The organism is Paractinoplanes abujensis (assembly GCF_014204895.1).
GTDB classification, from domain to species: Bacteria; Actinomycetota; Actinomycetes; order Mycobacteriales; family Micromonosporaceae; genus Actinoplanes; species Actinoplanes abujensis.
This window is the reverse complement of the sequence record NZ_JACHMF010000001.1, coordinates 6,268,964-6,286,604: the sequence shown is the minus strand read 5'-3', so window position 1 is coordinate 6,286,604 and position 17,641 is coordinate 6,268,964. Positions and strand designations below refer to the sequence as shown.

Annotated in this window: 13 protein-coding genes; 7 read left to right on the top strand and 6 right to left on the bottom strand. The window is 67.3% G+C overall.

Features of this window, described 5'->3' with window-relative positions:
- Window positions 1-128 precede the first annotated feature (128 nt).
- A complete protein-coding gene (locus tag BKA14_RS28720; protein WP_184953933.1) occupies window positions 129-1,559 on the top strand; it encodes an extracellular solute-binding protein in 1,431 nt (476 codons plus the stop codon).
- Entirely contained in the window at window positions 1,556-3,478 is a 1,923-nt protein-coding gene (locus BKA14_RS28715) for an ABC transporter permease (RefSeq protein WP_184953931.1), read from the top strand. Before BKA14_RS28720 ends, BKA14_RS28715 begins: the two co-directional genes overlap by 4 nt.
- A 4-nt stretch (window positions 3,479-3,482) precedes the next feature.
- Here BKA14_RS28715 and BKA14_RS28710 read toward each other — a convergent pair whose 3' ends face one another.
- The 3 genes from BKA14_RS28710 to BKA14_RS28700 form a co-directional block, all read right to left on the bottom strand.
- Entirely contained in the window at window positions 3,483-3,812 is a 330-nt protein-coding gene (locus BKA14_RS28710; protein ID WP_184953930.1) for an immunity protein CdiI family protein, read from the bottom strand.
- A 652-nt stretch (window positions 3,813-4,464) separates the two neighbouring features.
- Window positions 4,465-5,700 (bottom strand): L,D-transpeptidase, encoded by a 1,236-nt coding sequence (locus BKA14_RS28705; RefSeq protein ID WP_184953928.1) that lies wholly within the window; start codon window positions 5,698-5,700, stop codon window positions 4,465-4,467.
- A 140-nt stretch (window positions 5,701-5,840) separates the two neighbouring features.
- Complete coding sequence (locus tag BKA14_RS28700) at window positions 5,841-6,332, bottom strand: metallophosphoesterase family protein (RefSeq protein WP_184953926.1); 492 nt, start codon at window positions 6,330-6,332, stop codon at window positions 5,841-5,843.
- 372 nt (window positions 6,333-6,704) lie between these two features.
- Here BKA14_RS28700 and BKA14_RS28695 point away from each other — a divergent pair, with 372 nt between their 5' ends.
- Entirely contained in the window at window positions 6,705-8,933 is a 2,229-nt protein-coding gene (locus tag BKA14_RS28695; RefSeq protein WP_184953925.1) for a discoidin domain-containing protein, read from the top strand.
- A 117-nt stretch (window positions 8,934-9,050) separates the two neighbouring features.
- On the opposite strand, the gene BKA14_RS28690 is transcribed toward BKA14_RS28695, so the two are convergent.
- A complete protein-coding gene (locus tag BKA14_RS28690; protein ID WP_203722652.1) occupies window positions 9,051-10,025 on the bottom strand; it encodes a LacI family DNA-binding transcriptional regulator in 975 nt (324 codons plus the stop codon).
- Window positions 10,026-10,156: 131 nt separating this feature from the next.
- Between BKA14_RS28690 and BKA14_RS28685 the strand changes: the two genes are divergently transcribed.
- From BKA14_RS28685 to BKA14_RS28675, 3 genes are read left to right on the top strand one after another with little or no spacing between them, the layout of a single operon-like run.
- Window positions 10,157-11,191 carry a substrate-binding domain-containing protein gene (locus BKA14_RS28685; RefSeq protein WP_239093371.1) on the top strand — a complete coding sequence of 345 codons (1,035 nt, stop codon included), beginning with the start codon at window positions 10,157-10,159 and terminating at the stop codon, window positions 11,189-11,191.
- 1 nt (window position 11,192) lies between these two features.
- Complete coding sequence (locus BKA14_RS28680; protein WP_184953923.1) at window positions 11,193-12,215, top strand: ABC transporter permease; 1,023 nt, start codon at window positions 11,193-11,195, stop codon at window positions 12,213-12,215.
- The gene (locus BKA14_RS28675; protein WP_184953922.1) at window positions 12,212-12,985 is read left to right on the top strand and encodes an ATP-binding cassette domain-containing protein; all 774 of its coding nucleotides are present in this window, start codon (window positions 12,212-12,214) and stop codon (window positions 12,983-12,985) included. Before BKA14_RS28680 ends, BKA14_RS28675 begins: the two co-directional genes overlap by 4 nt.
- A gap of 40 nt (window positions 12,986-13,025) precedes the next feature.
- Here the strand turns inward: BKA14_RS28675 and BKA14_RS28670 are convergent, their stop codons facing one another.
- Complete coding sequence (locus BKA14_RS28670; RefSeq protein WP_184953920.1) at window positions 13,026-13,244, bottom strand: hypothetical protein; 219 nt, start codon at window positions 13,242-13,244, stop codon at window positions 13,026-13,028.
- Between the two features lie 286 nt (window positions 13,245-13,530).
- On the opposite strand from BKA14_RS28670, the gene BKA14_RS28665 reads away from it, so the two are divergent.
- Window positions 13,531-14,664 carry a hypothetical protein gene (locus BKA14_RS28665; protein WP_184953918.1) on the top strand — a complete coding sequence of 378 codons (1,134 nt, stop codon included), beginning with the start codon at window positions 13,531-13,533 and terminating at the stop codon, window positions 14,662-14,664.
- Between the two features lie 4 nt (window positions 14,665-14,668).
- On the opposite strand, the gene BKA14_RS28660 is transcribed toward BKA14_RS28665, so the two are convergent.
- Window positions 14,669-17,638, bottom strand: coding sequence for a trypsin-like peptidase domain-containing protein (locus BKA14_RS28660; RefSeq protein ID WP_184953917.1), 2,970 nt, complete (start codon window positions 17,636-17,638; stop codon window positions 14,669-14,671).
- Between the last annotated feature and the right edge of the window lie 3 nt (window positions 17,639-17,641).

Genomic DNA, 17,641 nt, shown 5'->3' with positions numbered 1-17,641 from the left:
CTGGCCAAAAGCCGCATCGAGACATTGACACCCTTCGTGAGGGTCCTCTACCGTCGCGTCCACTCTAGACGAAATTTCGAACACAGTTCGATATCTCGAACAGTGATGGGGCGAAGGAGGCGAATGTCATGGGGGACAAGACGTCGTGGTCCCGGCGCGACTTCCTGGGGATGGGGGTGGGCGTGCTCGGCGCGGCCGGCCTGGCCGCATGCGGCGGCACCTCCTCGTCGACCAGCAGCGGGCAGGCGGAAGTGCCGAAGGAGCTGCTCGACGCGGCGGCGTCGCTCAAGGGCTCCGCGATGGGCCTGCTGTCGCAGAAGCTGTATTCCACGGCGGCCAACGAGGCGCTCGACAGCTCGATCAAGAAGTTCGCCGACGCCACCGGAACGAAGATCGAGAACAGCTTGGTCCAGGCCGACGCCGGCGACGTCGTGGCCAAGATCGACGCCGAGGTCAAGGGTGGCGTGGCACGCGACCTGGCCTTCATGACCGATTCGCGGTTCATCGCGCAGTTCCACGCGCTGGGCGACCTGGAAGACGTGACCGACGTCGTGAAGGCGCTGACCGCCGTCTACGGCGAGCCCTGCGCGGAGGCCAAGAACTTCTGCGTGTTCGACGGCAAGTGGTACGCCATCCCGTACCACTTCATCGGCATCGGCTCGTTCCTGCGCAAGGACTGGATGCAGGAGAAAGGCATCGCGCCCAAGGACGTGTACTCCTGGGAGGAGCTGCGCGACCTGTGCCTGGCCATCTCCGACCCGGGTAAGCGCCGCTTCGGCTGGGGCATGACGGTCAACCGCTCCGGCGACGGCAACGGGATGATCGAGGCGCTGATCAACTCGTACGGCGGGGCCATCGCCTCCAACGACGGCCGGAAGGTCACCTTCGACTCCCCGGAAACCGTGCAGGCGGTGACCTTCCTGGGTGACATCTACACCAACCCCAAGTTCAAGCCGATGCTGCCACCCGGAGTGGCCAGCTGGACCGACACCAGCAACAACGAGAACTGGCTGGCCGGGGTCCTCGGCTACACCCGCAACAGCTTCAGCGTCTACGCGGACTCCCGCACCAAGAAGAACCCCGTGTACGGCAACACCCACGTCTTCTCGGACTGCATCGGACCGGCCACCGACAAGTCGCTGCTGCTCGGCCAGTCCCAAGGCTTCGTGGTCTTCAAAGGCGCCAAGAACCCCGCGCTGGCCAAGCTGCTCGCGCAGTACCTGGTCAGCGCGCCCGCACTGGTCGGGGTGTCGAAGGAAGCGCCCGGCCTGGTCATGCCGGCCTGGGAGAAGGTCTGGGACGCCGACCCGTACTTCACCGGCGGCGACCCGGCATTCCCCATGGTGCGCACCATGTCCCAGCAGCCGTTGCCACTGTCCACCAAGAACGGGCTGACGTTCCCGCAGAAAGCCAGCGCCGGTCAGCAAGCCGTCGTTGCCGCCTACGTCCTCACCGACATGATGCAGCAGGTCGTGCAGGGCGCGGCGCCCGCGCAGGCCGTGACGGCGGCCCACGCCAAGATGGTGCAGATCTTCGCCCAGCAGGGGCTGCCGCAGTGAGGTTGATCGTCCGCGAGCCCGGGCCGGGCTCGCTCACCACGACCCAGCGGCGTCTGGGGCGGGACTGGCGGCTGGCCGCGCTGTTCCTGACGCCCACGGCAGTGCTGGTCGGCGCGCTGGTGCTCGTGCCGATCGTCAGGTCGATCATCACCAGCACCACGGAACGGCACGGGTCGGAAAGCGTGTTCGTCGGTCTCGGCAACTACCTGGCCCTGGCCGGCGACGACCAGTTCCGTACCGGCGTGGTCAACTCGTTCGTCTTCACCGCCTACGCCGAGATCTTCAAGGTGGTGCTGGGCCTGGCCGCCGCCCTGCTGCTGCACAACCTGCGGCGGGGCCGGGCCCTGCTGACCGGGCTGCTGCTGGTGCCGTGGGTGGTGCCGACGGTGGTGACGGCGTTCAGCTGGCGCGCGCTGCTCGACCCGATCTTCGGCAGCGTCAACACTCTGCTCACCGACTCGGGCCTCGGGCCGCTGCTGGCCTGGTCGCACCTGGTCGACAGCTGGCCCGCGGGCTGGCTGTCCGACGCGTCACTGGCCATGCCGTCGGTCATCCTCGTCAACGTGTGGAAGGGGGTGCCGTTCTTCACCGTCTGCTTCCTCGCCGGTCTCAAAGCCATACCCACCGACCAGTACGAGGCGGCCACCATCGACGGCGCCTCGGCGTTGCAACGGTTCCTGCACGTGACCCTGCCCGGCCTGCGTCACGTGATCACCGTGACGGTGACCCTGTCCTCGATCTGGACGTTCAACAACTTCGACCTCATCTGGCTGCTGACCCAGGGCGGCCCCGGCGACGTGACCGCGCCCTACGTCCTCGTGGCCTACTCGAAAGCGATCCTGCAACTCCAGTACGGGGCCGGGGCAGCGGTCACCCTCGTCATGCTGCCGATCATCGCCGCGCTCGTGTTCTTCCTCGTCCGGTTGCTGCGCCAGGACGCCGACGTCAAACCGAGCCGGATACCCCTGTGGCCCTTCGCCGTGCTGATCACCGGTCTGCTGGCGTGGGCGTCACCGCAGATCTTCTGGAAGGCGGCCCTGATCCTCGCGGTGATCCTGCTGATCGCGGTGGCGGTCGGCCGGGTCGTTTCCAGCGGCCACCGTACGGCCTCCGTCGTGTCCGGCATCGCCCTGACCGGGCTGCTGGCCTTCGTGCTGGGCCCCATGTACTGGATCGCCGTCACCGCCTTCAAAACCGAAGGCCAAGTCGTCGCGCGCATCAACGACCTGTGGCCCACCCCCTGGACCTGGGAGCAGTTCGGCGCCCTGTTCACCAACCAGCCCTTCGGCCGCTGGTACCTCAACACCCTGATGGTGTCGGCCGCGTCCACGATCGTCGCCCTGATCTGCGCCGTCCTGGCCGGCTACGCGCTGGCCCGCCTACGGTTCCGCGGCGCCCAAGGCTTCACCGTCACGGTCCTGCTGACGTACGTGATGCCGGGCGCGCTGCTCTTCATCCCGCTGTACCAGCTGCTCATCGGCGCACGACTGACCGACTCGCTGTGGTCGCTGGTGGTGACCTACCCGACCTTCACCATCCCGTTCGCCACCTGGCTGCTGGCCGGCTACTTCTCGTCGATCCCGGCCGACCTGGAGGAGGCCGCCCTGGTCGACGGCTGCTCCCGCATCCAGGCCTTCGGCCGCGTCGTGCTGCCCCTGGCCAAGCCCGGACTCCTGGCCGTCGCCCTGTTCACCCTGACCAACGCCTGGAACGAGTTCCTGTTCGCCTTCGTCTTCATCACCAAGGACGAATACAAAACGCTCCCGGTAGGAATGCAGTCAATGATCGCCGGCGACGTCGTCCCCCAGGGCCAACTAGCCGCGGCGTCCCTGCTGGTCAGCATCCCCGTGGTCATCATCTACGCCTTCGGCCAGCGCTTCCTCACCGAGGGCCTCACCGCAGGCGCAGTCAAAGGCTGACCCATCACTTGTCGACCGTGATGTCCCGGCCCACCCGGAGATCGAAATAGCTGACGGCGTGGCCGAGCTCGCTCACCAACCGGCGGGCCAGAGTCTCGCCGCGAGCCGCGAAGGCGACTTCCGCCGCGGGCTCGGCAAACCCGGAAGCGACCGGGTCATCGCGGTCGAGCGTCCGGTCGTATTCGTCGGCCCAGCTCATCAGAGCCGCGGCGAGCTCCGGGCTGATCGGGAGCAGGCCGGGATCGAGATTTGACACCTGGTCCGCGTCGCGCCGCCAGAGCGGATAGCTCTCGTAGTCGGCCATGAGCCGGACGTCCTCGAAGTTAGCGGCCAACAGAATTCGCCCCCACGATGAAGCCATGGGATCCCACCGAGACGGCGAGCTTATACGTCTTTCCCTCGAACAAGACCTCGTAGATCGGCCGGGTGCGTTGCGCACCGATCTGAGTTCCCTCAGTGACCGCCGCGAAGACCAGGCTGCCGACTTTCTCCAGCGGGACACCGACGTTGGCGAAGTCGTCGGCATGCCGTTCGGTGATGTGGGGTCAGCCCCGCCCGGCTGTTCCCGTTCTCCAGGAAGACGATCTCTCCGGCGCCGTTCCGGCCGATAGCGACGATGTCCTCGGCGTTGTGCTTGATCTCCCGATCACCCAACTCGTCGAGTAGGGACTGCCGGCTCGTCCCCGACGCGGGCGGCGAAGCCGCCTCGCCCGATCTCGACGCCCCGAGGTGCCCGTCGATCGCGGTCTCGTGGACTTGCTCCTGCGCTTGCGCGATGTTCGCCGGCTCGTGAGGCGAAGGTGAGCCGGTGGACCCGTCCGGACGCGCGGGAGGTGGCGGCTCGTCACCCTCTCCGCCTTCGTGCGCGCGCGGGCGGCCGGTCATGTCTCGCGACGGTAGCAATTTCCCTCCACCGCTGAGGGCGGACGGCGTTGCGCGTACGTGGGATCTGCTCTGTGACGAACGACGGGGGCGAGACCGGTCGGTCAGGTGTCGCGGCCGTACTTGTCGAAGGGGACTGTCCAGTCGCCCAGGCCGTTCCAGATGGGGAGGTCTCGGGGGCTGTTCGTGACGTCGACGATGTCGCCGATCAGGAAGTTGTTGTAGACCCACTTGGCGTCGGCCGTGCTGAGGTTGATGCAGCCGTGCGATTTGTTGGCTCGGCCCAGCGAACCGTTCCACGGCGCGGCGTGCAGGTATTCGCCGGAGTACGTGATGCGGGTGCAGAACTCGATGTTCTCCGACACGTAGTAGTTCGGGTCTTTCGGGTCGGTGACGCCGTAGGTCGCCGAGCTCATTGTGTGTTTGCGCTTCTTGCCCAGCACGACGTGCGGGCCGCCGGCCGTCCAGTAGCTGATGCGCTCGCCGTTGGCGCCGGTGGTGCCGCCGCCCTTGCCGAGGCTGCTCTTCATCGTGCGGACGAGTTTGCCGTCGATGTAGACCTTCGTCATGTGGGTGCGGTTGTCGCTGATGGCGATCAACTGGCGGCCGATGCGGAACGTCGTCGACGCGTCCTTGGCCCCGTACGTGGTCTTGCCCAGTTGGACGCCGAACGCCTTGACGGTGACCTCGATCTTCGTGCCGGCGGTCCAGTATTTCGCGGGCCGCCAGTGCACGGTTTTGTCGTCGCGCCAGTAGAACTTGCCTTTGACGGCGGGCGACGTCTTGATCTCGATCGCCTTCTCGGCCGCGTTCTTGTTGACGGCCTTGCTGAAGTGGACGATCACGGGCTGTCCGGCGCCGTACGTCTTGCCGTCCTTGAGCGCGACCATGGAGTTGGCCTGGAAGGTGACCGTGGCCGTCTTTTCCGGCTTGAGCGTGGTGAAGCTGCTCTTTTCGGTGCTCGTCGTGCCCGCGCTGTCGGCGGCGGTGACGGTGACGGTGTATTTGCGCCCGTAGGCGAGGTCGCCGGTCGACTGCCAGGTTCCGTCTTCCTGCATGGTGCCCGCGATTTTGGACTTGCCCGCGGTGACGACGACCGATTGCAGCTTGCCGTCGGTGGCGCGGACGACGATCGGCTTGATCGGTGACGCGCCGGTGTTCCCGTTGGCCGGCGTCACCGTCAGCTTCACCGGCGCGGCGACTGTCTGCTTGCCGTCGTCCGCCGTGCCGACCCAGCTGCCGGCGCCCCCGTTGCCTTTGCCGCTGCCGGAACACCCGGCGGCCGCACCGGCCGCGGCAACCCCGATCGCGCCGATGATCACCTTGCGTCGCTGAATCATGACTCTCACATTCGAGGGATGCCGACCGGCGCCGTCCGGGGCCTGCCTATAGAGACGTAGCAGGACGCGAAAACGTTGCACCTTCATCGAAGGGAGATCATGGTGACAGATGAGGATCCCGCCCGACAGACCGAACCGGTCTAGAGCGCTATCAGCCGTACGTCTGTCAGTTCGCCGTTTCGAATCTCGGCGATCTGGTAGGTGCGGTGGGGCTGGCGGCGGCGGTCCGTGGGTGAGCCCGGGTTGAGCAGGCGCAGGCCGGAGGCGGCGGTGGTGTCCCAGGGGATGTGGGAGTGGCCGAAGACGAGCAGGTCGAGGTCGGGGAAGCGGGCCGCCATGCGTTCGGTACGGCCGGTGGACTGGCCGGTTTCGTGAATCACCGCCAGGCGCAGGCCGTCCAGGTCGGCGTGGGCGATCTCGGGGAGGCGGGACCGCAGGCCGGGGCCGTCGTTGTTGCCGTAGCAGGCGATGAGCCGGTTCGATCGGGTCTCGAAGGCGTCCAGTGTGGCCTCGTCGACCCAGTCGCCGGCGTGGATGACGACGTCGGCCGCGTCGATGTCGGCCCAGAGGGCGGCGGGCAGGTCGCGGGCCCGCTTGGGCAGGTGGGTGTCGCTCGTGAGGACCAGACGCACCGGGACAGCGTAGGCAGGGAAGCGCTTTCCGTGATGCGGCGGTTCAAAGATCACCCGAATTGCCTGGTTCGGGAGTTTAATCAAGGCGTGGCGGAACCGGTTCCGAGGTCTTCGTTATCAAGCCCTCAGAAGATCGAACGGGCATCCGCCGTACGGGATTGACCTGGCACTTTGCCCGAAAGGGCAGCGCTCCGGCGAAGATTTCGGGCGCAAGACCGGCCCGGTTCCGGAACCGTGTTCATCTATGGACAGCTGATGAACGCGTCCATAGCGTCGATCGCGGGGGAGCGCTCTCCAAACACCCGTGAGGAGAGTCCGGTCTTCCCTAGGGCGCAAGAGTCCCCCTTGCGCATCCCCGCCCAAGGAGAAGCAATGACCATCCCCGTCTCCTCCGCACCCGAGCGGAGGCGCTCCCCCTGGCGATTGGCCGCGGTCAGCGGTCTCATCGCCACCGTCGTCGCGGGTTATGCCGCGGCCACCGCAGGCGGTGCCAGTGCCGCCGAAACCCTGCTCTCGCAGGGCAAACCGGCCACCGCGTCCTCCACCGAGGCGGCCGGCGCCTACCTCGCCTCCGAGGCCGTCGACGGCAACGCCGGCACCCGCTGGGCGTCGGCGTTCAGCGACCCGCAGTGGCTGCAGGTCGACCTGGGCAGCTCGCAGGCGATCAGCCGGGTCGAGCTGAACTGGGAGACGGCCGCGGCCAAAGCCTTCCAGATCCAGGTCTCCGACAACGCGAGCAGCTGGACCAGCATCTACTCGACCACGACGTCGACCGGCGGCAACCAGAACCTCACGGTCAACGGCACCGGCCGGTACGTGCGCATGTACGGCACCCAGCGCACCACCGGCTACGGCTACTCGCTGTGGGAGTTCAAGGTCTACGGCGGCGGTGGCACCACACCCCCGACCACGCCGCCGCCGACCACGCCCCCGCCGACGGGCGACCCGATCCCCGGCGGCGGCAGCCTCGGCACCAACGTGGTCGTCTTCGACCCGTCGATGTCGAGCGCCAGCATCCAGGCGCGGGCCGACCAGATCTTCGCGCAGCAGGAGACCGCGCAGTTCGGCACCGGGCGTTACGTGCTGGCCTTCAAGCCGGGCACCTACAACAACCTGAACATCCAGGTCGGCTTCTACACCTCGGTCGTCGGACTCGGGCAGAACCCGCAGGACGTACGGATCAACGGCGACATCACCGTCGACGCCGGCTGGTTCCAGGGCAACGCCACCCAGAACTTCTGGCGCAGCACCGAGAACCTGTCCGTACGGCCGGTCAACGGCACCAACCGCTGGGCCGTCTCGCAGGCCGCGCCGTTCCGCCGCATGGACATCCAGGGCAACCTGAACCTGGCCCCCAACGGCTACGGCTGGGCGTCCGGCGGCTACATCTCGGACTCGCGCATCACCGGGACCCTGGGCCAGTACTCGCAGCAGCAGTGGTTCACCCGCAACAGCGCGATCGCCTCGAACACGAACGCGGTGTGGAACCAGACCTTCGTCGGCGTGCAGGGGGCCCCGGCCGCCAGCTACCCGAACCCGCCGTACACGGTCATCCCGACCACCCCGGTGATCCGCGAGAAGCCGTACCTCTACCAGAACGGCAGCGACTACGCGGTCTTCGTGCCCAGCCTCAAGACGAACAGCACTGGCGCGTCGTGGGTCAACGGCAACACCCCCGGTACGTCGATCCCGCTCTCGCAGTTCTACGTGGCCAAGCCGGGTGACACCGCCGCGCGGATCAACCAGGCGCTCGCCCAGGGCCTGAACCTGATCTTCCAGCCCGGCATCTACCACATCAACCAGACGATCAACGTGACCCGGGCCAACACCGTGGTGCTCGGCCTCGGCTACGCGACGATCATCCCGGACAACGGCGTCACCGGCCTGCAGGTGGCCGACGTGGACGGCGTGAAGATCGCCGGCGTGCTCTTCGACGCGGGCACCACCAACTCGCCGAACCTGCTGGTGATCGGGCCGTCGGGCAGCAGCGCCAACCACGCCGCCAACCCGACGACGGTGCAGGACGTGTTCTTCCGGATCGGTGGCTACATCGCCGGCAAGGCCACCAACAGCCTGCTGATCAACAGCAACAACGTGATCGTCGACCACATCTGGGCCTGGCGCGGCGACCACGGCAACGCGGGCACGATCGGCTGGACCATCAACACGGCCGACCACGGACTGATCGTCAACGGCAACGACGTCACCACGTACGGGCTGTTCGTCGAGCACTACCAGAAGGACGAGGTGATCTGGAACGGCGAGCGCGGCCGCACGTACTTCCTGCAGAACGAGCAGCCGTACGACCCGCCGTCCAACGCCGCGTGGCGCAGCGACGCGCTGGGCTACCCGGCGTACAAGGTCGCCAACACGGTCCAGAACCACGAAGCGTGGGCGATGGGCAGCTACGCGTTCTTCAACGCCAACCCGAACGTCCACTCGGCCAACGGCTTCCAGGCCCCGGCCAACGGCGGCGTGAAGCTCCACAACATCTTCACGATCTCCCTGGCCAGCGGCACGATCGACCACGTGGTCAACAACATCGGCGCCCCGGCCCAGGCCAGCAACGTGACCCCCTCCACGGTCACCAACTTCCCCTGACAGATCTCTTCCGATGAGGGCGGCGCCGCGGGTCCTCCCGCGGCGCCGCTCTGTCACGGGCGGTGACCTGCCACAGCGCACTGACCGGCGCGGATCCCCGAACGGCAACCGGCCGGTCTAGAGTTCGCCCGAGCCGCGGGGGATCAGGGTGGTGGGGATGCGGATCTCGCGGGGTTCGCCGGCGTAGCCGTCGATGCGCTCGAACAGGGCCAGTGCGGCTGTCTCGCCGATGCGGGACGGGTCCTGGGCGACCACCGTGACGGGTGGGTCGAGCAGGTCGGCCAGGGGGAAGTCGTCGAAGCCGGCCAGGGCCACCGCATGCTGGCGGTCGAGGCGGCGCAGAGCCCGTACGGCTCCGATCGTGACCGTGCTCTGTGTGGTGAAGAGGGCCGTGGGCGCGTCGGGGCCGCGCAGCATGGCTACGGCGGCGGCGCAGGCGGCGGTCGGATCGTGCAGATCGTGCACTGCCGGGCCGGCGCGACGGCCCAGGGCCCGCTGGTAGCCAGTGTAGCGTTCGCGGGCCGTGGACAGCCGCCGGTCGCCGCCGAGGAAGCCGATCCGGTGGTGGCCGTGGGCGATCAGGTGGCGTACGGCGCCGGCCGCCCCGGAGATGTTCGTCGAGATCACCGTGTCGCCGGGGGCGCCGGTGGGGACGCGGTCGACGTAGACGACCGGCATGGTGTGCGGGTCCAGGTCGGCGCCGCTGGGGGCCAGGATGAGACCGTCCGTCTGGCGCTCCGCGAACGCCGCGGCCAGCGCCCTCTCCCGTACGGGATCATGGTCGAGGCTGCCGGTGAGCACGTGGATGCCGCGGGCGCGGGCCTGGTCCTCCACGGCCCGGTGCACGGCCGCCGAGAACGGGTGCGAGACGTCGTCGAGCAGGACGCCGATCGTACGGGTGCGTCTGTCGTTTCTGCGTAGCATGCTCGCGCCCAGATGGGGGCGGTAGTCGAGCGACTCGACGGCCGCGTGGACGCGTGCGGCCAGGTCGGGAGCGACCGTCGTCTCGCCGTTGACCACCCGGGACACCGTCTTGAGGCTCACCCCGGCGGTGCGAGCCACGTCGTTCATGGTCGGCCGATGGTCCACCATTCATCTACTCCTGTCGATGTTGATCACTGTGCGCAACATCTTGGAAACTCATTGTTGACACGGACTCAAGGCGGGCGTCTACTGCGAGACAACGTTGTCCCTCGATTCGCTAAATCGGTTTTGGAGGGAACATGCACTTAGTAGGAAGGATGCTGGCCGCCGGCTGCGTGGTGACCCTCGTGCTCGGCACGGCCGCCGCCTGCAACCGAGGTTCCGGCGAGGACGTCGTCGGTCTGATCACCAAGACCGACACCAACCCGTTCTTCGTCCAGATGCGCAAAGGCGCCCAGGGTGCGGCCCAGCAGCAGGGCGTCGAGCTGCAGAGTTTCGCCGGCAAACAGGACGGCGACAACGAGGCCCAGGTGCAGGCGATCGAAAACCTGATGTCGTTCGGCGCCAAGGGTTTCCTGATCACCCCGAACGACTCGAAAGCGATCGTGCCCTCCATCGACAAGGCGCACGAACTCGACATGCTGGTCATCGCGCTGGACACGCCGGTCGACCCGCCCAACGCGGCCGACGCCACCTTCGCGACCGACAACTATCAGGCCGGCAAGCTGATCGGGCAGTGGGCCAAGGCCAAGTTCGCCCGGGACGGCAAAGAGGCGAAAATCGCCATGCTCGACCTCAATGCCAACCAGGTCTCCGTCGACGTCAAACGCGACCAGGGTTTCCTCGACGGCTTCGGCATCGACATCGGCGACCCCAACCGGATCGGCGACGAGAACGACCCGCGCATCGCCGGCCACGACGTCACCGACGGCGCCGAGGAGGGCGGGCGTACGGCGATGGAAAACCTGCTGCAGAAGGACTCGTCGATCAATCTGGTCTACACGATCAACGAGCCCGCGGCGGCCGGCGCCTACCTGGCCCTGCAAGCGGCGGGCAAGGAGAAGGACACCGTCATCGTCTCGATCGACGGCGGCTGCCCCGGAGTCGACAACGTGTCCAAGGGGATCATCGGGGCCACCTCGATGCAGTTCCCGCTCAAGATGGCGCAGCTGGGCATCGACGCCATCGCCGCGTACGCCAAGGACGGCACCCGCCCGCAGGCGACACCGGGCAAGGACTTCTACGACACCGGAACCCAACTGATCACCGACGACCCGCAGGCCGGCGTGGAGGCGAAGGACTCCGCGTGGGGCAAGCAGAACTGCTGGGGTTGACATGGCCACGACCACCACCGCACCCGCCGACTTCGACGTGCGCAAGAACGACTCGCTCGGCCTGCGCATCCAGCACCTGTTGCACTCGAATCCCGTACTGGGACCGCTGGCCGTTCTCGTCGTGGCGATCATCGCCTTCTCGATCGTCAACGGCCGCTTCCTGACCGCCACCAACCTGTCGCTGGTGCTTCAGCAGGTCACCGTCATCGCCACGCTCGCCCTGGGGCAGACGCTGATCATCCTGACCGCCGGCATCGACCTGTCCGCGGGCGCCATCGCGGTCTTCTCGTCGATCCTGACCGCCACGTTCTGTGTGGACGCCGGGATGCCCGGGATCATCGCGCTGCTGCTCGGGTTCGCCTGCGGCACGGCGATGGGCGCGATCAACGGCTTCCTGGTGACGCGGATAAAATTGCCACCGTTCATCGTCACCCTGGGCACGCTGACGATCTTCTTCTCGCTCAACTCGGTCGTGAGCAATTCCGAGACCGTACGGGGAACCGACATGCCCGGCCTGATGACCTGGACCGGTGACTCGATCCCGCTCGGGAACTTCCGGTTGACGTACGGGTCGATCATCATGCTTCTGCTGTTCGCGTTCTTCTTCTACGCACTCGCGAACACCGCGTGGGGCAAACACGTCTACGCCACCGGTGACGACTCCGAGGCGGCGCGGCTGGCCGGCATCCAGACCGGCCGGGTGCTGTTCTCGGTCTACACCGTGGCCGGCCTGCTCTACGCGATCGGCGGCTGGATCCTCATCGGCCGGCTCGCCTCGGCCAGCCCCAACGTCGGCGTCGAATACAACCTCGACTCGATCACCGCCGTCGTGCTCGGCGGCACCAGCCTCTTCGGCGGCCGCGGCAGCGTCATCGGCACCCTGATCGGCGCGCTCATCGTCGGCGTGTTCCGCAACGGCCTGCAGCTGGGCGGCGTCGAAGTGGTCTGGCAGGGCTTCGCGATCGGCCTGCTGGTGCTGGTCGCGGTCTCGCTCGACCAGTGGATCAGGAAGGTGAAGACGTGACCACTCCGGTTCTGCAGGCGAAAGGCCTGACCAAACGGTACGGCCGGGTCGTCGCGATCAACGGCAGCGACCTCGAGCTGTACCCCGGCGAGATCCTCGCGGTCATCGGCGACAACGGCGCCGGCAAGTCCAGCCTGATCAAGGCGCTTTCGGGCGCGCTCGTCCCCGACGAAGGCGAGATCCATCTCGACGGGCAACGAGTCACTTTCCGTACGCCGATGGATGCGCGCACGGCCGGCATCGAAACCGTGTACCAGACCCTCGCGGTGGCGCCCGGCCTGGACATCGCCGACAACCTGTTCCTCGGCCGCGAACAGCGCAAATCCGGCCCGCTGGGCTCGGTGTTCCGGATGCTCGATAAAGGCCACATGCGTTCCGAGGCCAAACGGCACATGAGCGAACTCGGCGTGGCCACACTGCAGAACATCGGTCAGGCCGTCGAATCGCTTTCCGGCGGCCAGCGGCAAGCGGTCGCGGTGGCCCGGTCGGCCGCGTTCGGCAGCAAAGTGGTGATCCTCGACGAGCCGACCGCGGCGCTCGGCGTCAAAGAGGGCAACCGGGTGCTCCAACTGATCCGCGACGTCCGCGACCGCGGCCTGCCGGTCATCCTGATCAGCCACAACATGCCGCACGTGTTCGAGGTCGCCGACCGCATCCACATCCAGCGGCTGGGCCGGCGAGCCACGGTGATCACCCCGAAGTCCCACTCGATGAGCGAGGCGGTGGCCATCATGACCGGCGCCGCCGAACCCCCACCACCCACAGCCTGAGCCTCGCCACGGCCGGCGCCCCCTCCCGGGTGGGCGCCGGCTACTTCTTTTTCTTGCCCTTCTTGTCATCGGAGAACAGGGCGCCGAGCATGACGTTGTCCCGCTCGTTCGCAGCCTCCCGGGCACTCTTCGGCTCCTTGACGGCAACCTTCCAGAAGACCGCCACGATGACCGCGATCCAGGCCCACCAGGGAATGCCTGATTCGGGCCCGAAAAGAGCCTTCGTCACGGTCGACGCGGTGTCGAGATATTGCTCCATCCTTGGTTCCTCCGTTCGCAGAAAGTCGGCCCTGTGATCGGCCACCGCCCGCCTCGCCTTAGCACTTCGCGCGCGGCGGTTGCCGGGAACCTGTGCGGGCGCTGCCCTGACGGGTGATCACCCGTTGACACTGCGCTGTATCAGTTGTTACATCGGTCCTTCCCGGACGAGAGCGCGAGGCCTGCTCATGACGGACAGCGGCGACTACGACTTCTCGGTTTTCCTGAGCGACGTCAACCTGCACGTGCCGATCGAGTTCTCCGAGCGGGAGGACCTGCGTTCCCGTGTGCTGATGACCGCGGTCCAGGCCGAGCCGCTGATCATCGCCGACTCCCACTCGCTGAACAGTCCGATGCTGCGGTCGTTGTTCGCCGAGGCGAACGGTTCGCGTTTCCGCAGCACCGATCTGGGAGATCTGCTGCGCCGGGGGGACATCCGGATCTCCCGCCGGGACACGTTGAACGAGACACCCGTGACGTCTTTCCGGCAGATCCAGGCCGACCATCGAGAGCGTGAGGTCGTCAACGTGCCGCCGGACTCGTACGGCGACTGGCTCGACGAGGTGACCGACGGGCACGTCATCGAATTTTCGCTGGACACCGTTGCAGCCAACTTCAAAAAGGGCCTTCTGGCGCGGATCGAGCAGCGGCTGACCCGCCTGTCGGACGGAACCCCCGACGCCTACAGGCGGGTTCTGGCGACGATGCGCGACTGGGCGGAGGACCAGCCGGTGGTCTTCTACAAGTCGGTCCGTAAGGAGTACGAGCGCCTCCTCGCGGGCGAGAATGCCGACCGCAACACCGTCGAAGCGACCGACTTCGTAGAGCGCGCAGCCAGCGCCGCGTACCACGTGGCCGTGCCGATGGCGATCGCCATCGCGGTTTCCGGACCGCGCAACGACGACCTCGTCGACCTGCCGCCCTGGATCTCGACGACGAACAGCACGTCGATCGCTCCCAGCCTCATCAACGACACCGTGTGGCAGCACATCCCGGTCGAGGCGGTCACCGAGATCCTGGACCTGGGTTCACGGCAGACGATGCTGAGAGAACTGGCCGAAGCCAAGCTCGCCGGCAACGCTCCGGTCGAGCCGCTGGTGGGCAGCTTCGTCGCCTTCGCCGACGACCTGCACGACATCGTCGAAGAGACCTTCGCGGGGGATTCTGCGCGCGATGAGGAGGTGCGCTACTCGATCGTCGGCGCCGACCTCAAGGCCGAGATCAGCGCTGTCCGGGACGAAAGCAACGGTGCCAGCGGAGTACGTCTGCACGCTGCGGTGTCCGGCAGCCGGACTCTCTTCGACAACCTGCACATGCCCGTCCTGGGAACGAGTAGTGGCTCCTACATCGACCAGGACGACCGATCGGCGACGCCCAACACCAGGGTCATCGCCGGCATGGGCATCACCGTGGGCGACTGACTGGTCAGTTCCGCCGATCCAGGCGCGACTCCAGCACAGCCTCGATGCGGCGCAAGTACTCCTCCAGTTCGGGCTCGTCGACCGGCGACCAGCGGCGCAACACCTGCCGTGCCTGCATCACGTCCGTTCGCGCCGCGAGCAGGAATTCAGTCGCACTCGGCTTGCCTTCCCGCTGGTCCCCGGCGCCCTTGTGCAGCCGGATGTACGCGCGTTGGCTCAGTGCCCGCACCAGATCGGCGGCGTATGCCGACGGCGACTCGCGGAAGAGCCCGGCCAGGATGGCGACGCTCTTACCGCTCTCCGACAGCGCCTCGTCCATCCGGCCCAACCCGTCGAGGTCGTCGGCGACCTGGGAATGCGCAGCCGCTCGGGAGCGGCGTGGCCCGTTCTCGCCGTACAGGAGCAAGGCTCTGCGCCCGTGTCGCAAGGCCTGTCGCGAACGTTGCCGGACCGAAAACAGGATGTCCTGATTGTGCAGGACGTCCGCCAGTGCGATCTCGCTGTCCCGGCCGAGTTTCTCGAACTCCCTGATGGCGATCTCGCCGTTGATCAGGGCCTCACCGATGGGTCCGTCGCCCTCCTGCCGCGCACGCTGCGCCTTCACGTGCCGCAGCAGGAAAAGCGCCCGATCCCCGTGCAGGCGGGCGAACGTTGCGGCGTGGCGGCCGCCGCGGGCCTGGAGCACCCGGCACTCGTTGATCGCATTCTGGTTCGTGCTCAGTGCCTCGTCCCGACCCAGGTGGTATTGGTGCAGGCTCAGCTTGCGCCACCACGAGATTCTTCGCGACAGGCTGTGGTCGTCCGTGCCGGGAGTGGCGTCGGCCTGGCGCTGCAGGACGACGACAGCCACGGGCGACAGGCCGCGCCCGTCGTCCGGAAGGTGCTCCTCGACCAAGGGCAGCACATCCAGGTCGCCGTCCTCGACCGCGGCAGTGAGCAGCCTCACGAGTGGCGCCATGTGGGGTATCTCGCCGCAGATCCGCGTGAGCGCCGGCAACAGCTCGCGCGGATGTCCGGCCAGAAGTGTTGCCAGGGCTGCATCGATCCGGCTGTGCGCGACATCGCTGGCCGTGTCAGGCGCGGCACGGGCCCGGCAGATCAGCCGCAGACTCAGGAGGACGTCGGCGCCGTCGCCGATGAGGACCGCGGCCAGGAACGCGCACAGCGTGGACTCGTCCAGATTCCGGCAGACGTGCCTGAAGACGATCTCGGCAAGCCTGTCGGGAGTCAGTGCGGCGGGGTGTCCGTCCGCGGCGACCGGATACAGATCACGCAGATTGTCGATCTCGCGCGGATCCGGTGCGCCTAGAGCCAGCGCGGCGCGGTTCATGACTTGCCGGAAGAGGTCGTCGTCGGTGGACGGGACGAGCGTAGGTATCAGCAGCCACGCTTCGGCAGTCGTCAACAGGATGGTGATCGGTCCGGAACCGGCCTTCGGCCGACTCGCTTTCTTCGGCGGCGGCGCCCGTAACTGATAATCGGCATCCTTCAACTTCCGCGCCCAGTATCTCAGCTGATGCCGGCGGATGGTCTCCAGCGGGTCCTTATCACCGCGATAGTCCTGCCCGTAGCCCGGGAGGGCCGAGAGGACCTCATCGGCCGCGATCGCGTAGAGGTCCAGTGTGGTTCCGGCCGAGATGTCGCGCGGCCACAGCGGCTCCGCTTCCGTCGCCACGCCCAACCGGGAAGCAAAAGCACGCCATGCGCGCGACAGCACAGCCGGTGCGTCCGGCAGCATTCGCGGCAGCAGAATCGGTGGCTCCTGCACCGATCGGATCCACTGAGCGAACTCGCTGTCCTCGATGTCGATGCTGAGGAACTCGTCTTCGAACCGGTCCGGATCGTTGCGTGACAGCAGCACGACTCGAGCGGTCACGCGGACAGTGGCGGATGACGCGTCCAGCGCGTCGCGAACCTCCTGCAGGATCGCCGCGACATCCGGCCCACGGTGTTCGGCGTCGTCCACAACGACGCAGATCTGCAGCTCCCGTTCCAAGGCCTGAGCCAGGGTCCGGAGCCACTCGGCGTCGCGGAACGACGGACGCAGAATGCCTGCCACCCACCCGTGCCCGCGCAGGCGATCACACAGCTCGTGCGCGACGCGGTTCTTTCCGGTACCCGAGCCGGCGGAGACCAGCCTGACTACCGTTCGGCTGTCGGCGTGGCACCACGTCAGCAAGTCGTCCAGCTCGGCCATCGGCTCGAAGGGCGTCACGCCGGTGTCCGGATCCAGCAGGTTGGCCGGCGTGATCTCCGCGGGCGGTTCGGTCGGCCGGAAGAGTTCTTGCTGGACGCGGTCGGCATCCGCCGCGACCAGCCGCCAACGATTGCCCAAGGGGTTGGCCTCGGCATTGTGCTGGAACCAGCTCGGCGGGGTGTGCTCGGCGGTCAGGGGGATCATCCAGCCGCCGGTCGGTACCTTCGCTCCGTACTGCACCTGCGCCTGTGCCCAGGCGGCCGCCTTGACGACACCGCGCACCCGGCCGCTGCGCATGTCGATCACCGGGCTTCCGCTCATGCCGAGGTCGAGCGTTCCACCCCCCAGGCCGATCAGGCTGTCCCCGGTCATCGAGACCACGAGCCGCTTGGTGATCATCTCGAGGCGCTCGGGGCCGGCCGCCACGTACGCGAGGTCGAAGGTAGGCACCCGTACCTCGCCCAGACCTGCGATGTCCCGGGCATCGGTGAAGGGCGGCCCCAGCAGCACCGGCTCCGCCTCGAGGGTCGGAACAGTCAGTTCGGCGAGGTCGGGCCAGGGCCACTCCGGACTTTCGGTGCGTTCCGCGGGGTAGCGCCGCACCGTGCACGCGTGCGGTTCACCGGCGAACCAGACCTGGACGTTCTCCTCGGCGACATGGGCGTTGGTCACCACGAGGCCCGGCGCGACGACGAAGCCGACCCCGAGGAACTGGTCGCGGTTCCGGCGGATCTGGACCAGGGAGCGGCGGCCCAACTCGTCAAGTGCCGTCGGCATCGG

What these genes read in the sequence shown, in the direction of transcription:
- BKA14_RS28670 (WP_184953920.1), bottom strand. Translation starts at nt 13,244, where the DNA reads ATGGAGCAATATCTCGACACCGCGTCGACCGTGACGAAGGCTCTTTTC.
- BKA14_RS28705 (WP_184953928.1), bottom strand. Translation starts at nt 5,700, where the DNA reads ATGATTCAGCGACGCAAGGTGATCATCGGCGCGATCGGGGTTGCCGCG.
- BKA14_RS28690 (WP_203722652.1), bottom strand. Translation starts at nt 10,025, where the DNA reads ATGGTGGACCATCGGCCGACCATGAACGACGTGGCTCGCACCGCCGGG.
- BKA14_RS28680 (WP_184953923.1), top strand. Translation starts at nt 11,193, where the DNA reads ATGGCCACGACCACCACCGCACCCGCCGACTTCGACGTGCGCAAGAAC.
- BKA14_RS28720 (WP_184953933.1), top strand. Translation starts at nt 129, where the DNA reads ATGGGGGACAAGACGTCGTGGTCCCGGCGCGACTTCCTGGGGATGGGG.
- BKA14_RS28685 (WP_239093371.1), top strand. Translation starts at nt 10,157, where the DNA reads ATGCACTTAGTAGGAAGGATGCTGGCCGCCGGCTGCGTGGTGACCCTC.
- BKA14_RS28695 (WP_184953925.1), top strand. Translation starts at nt 6,705, where the DNA reads ATGACCATCCCCGTCTCCTCCGCACCCGAGCGGAGGCGCTCCCCCTGG.
- BKA14_RS28660 (WP_184953917.1), bottom strand. Translation starts at nt 17,638, where the DNA reads ATGCCGACGGCACTTGACGAGTTGGGCCGCCGCTCCCTGGTCCAGATC.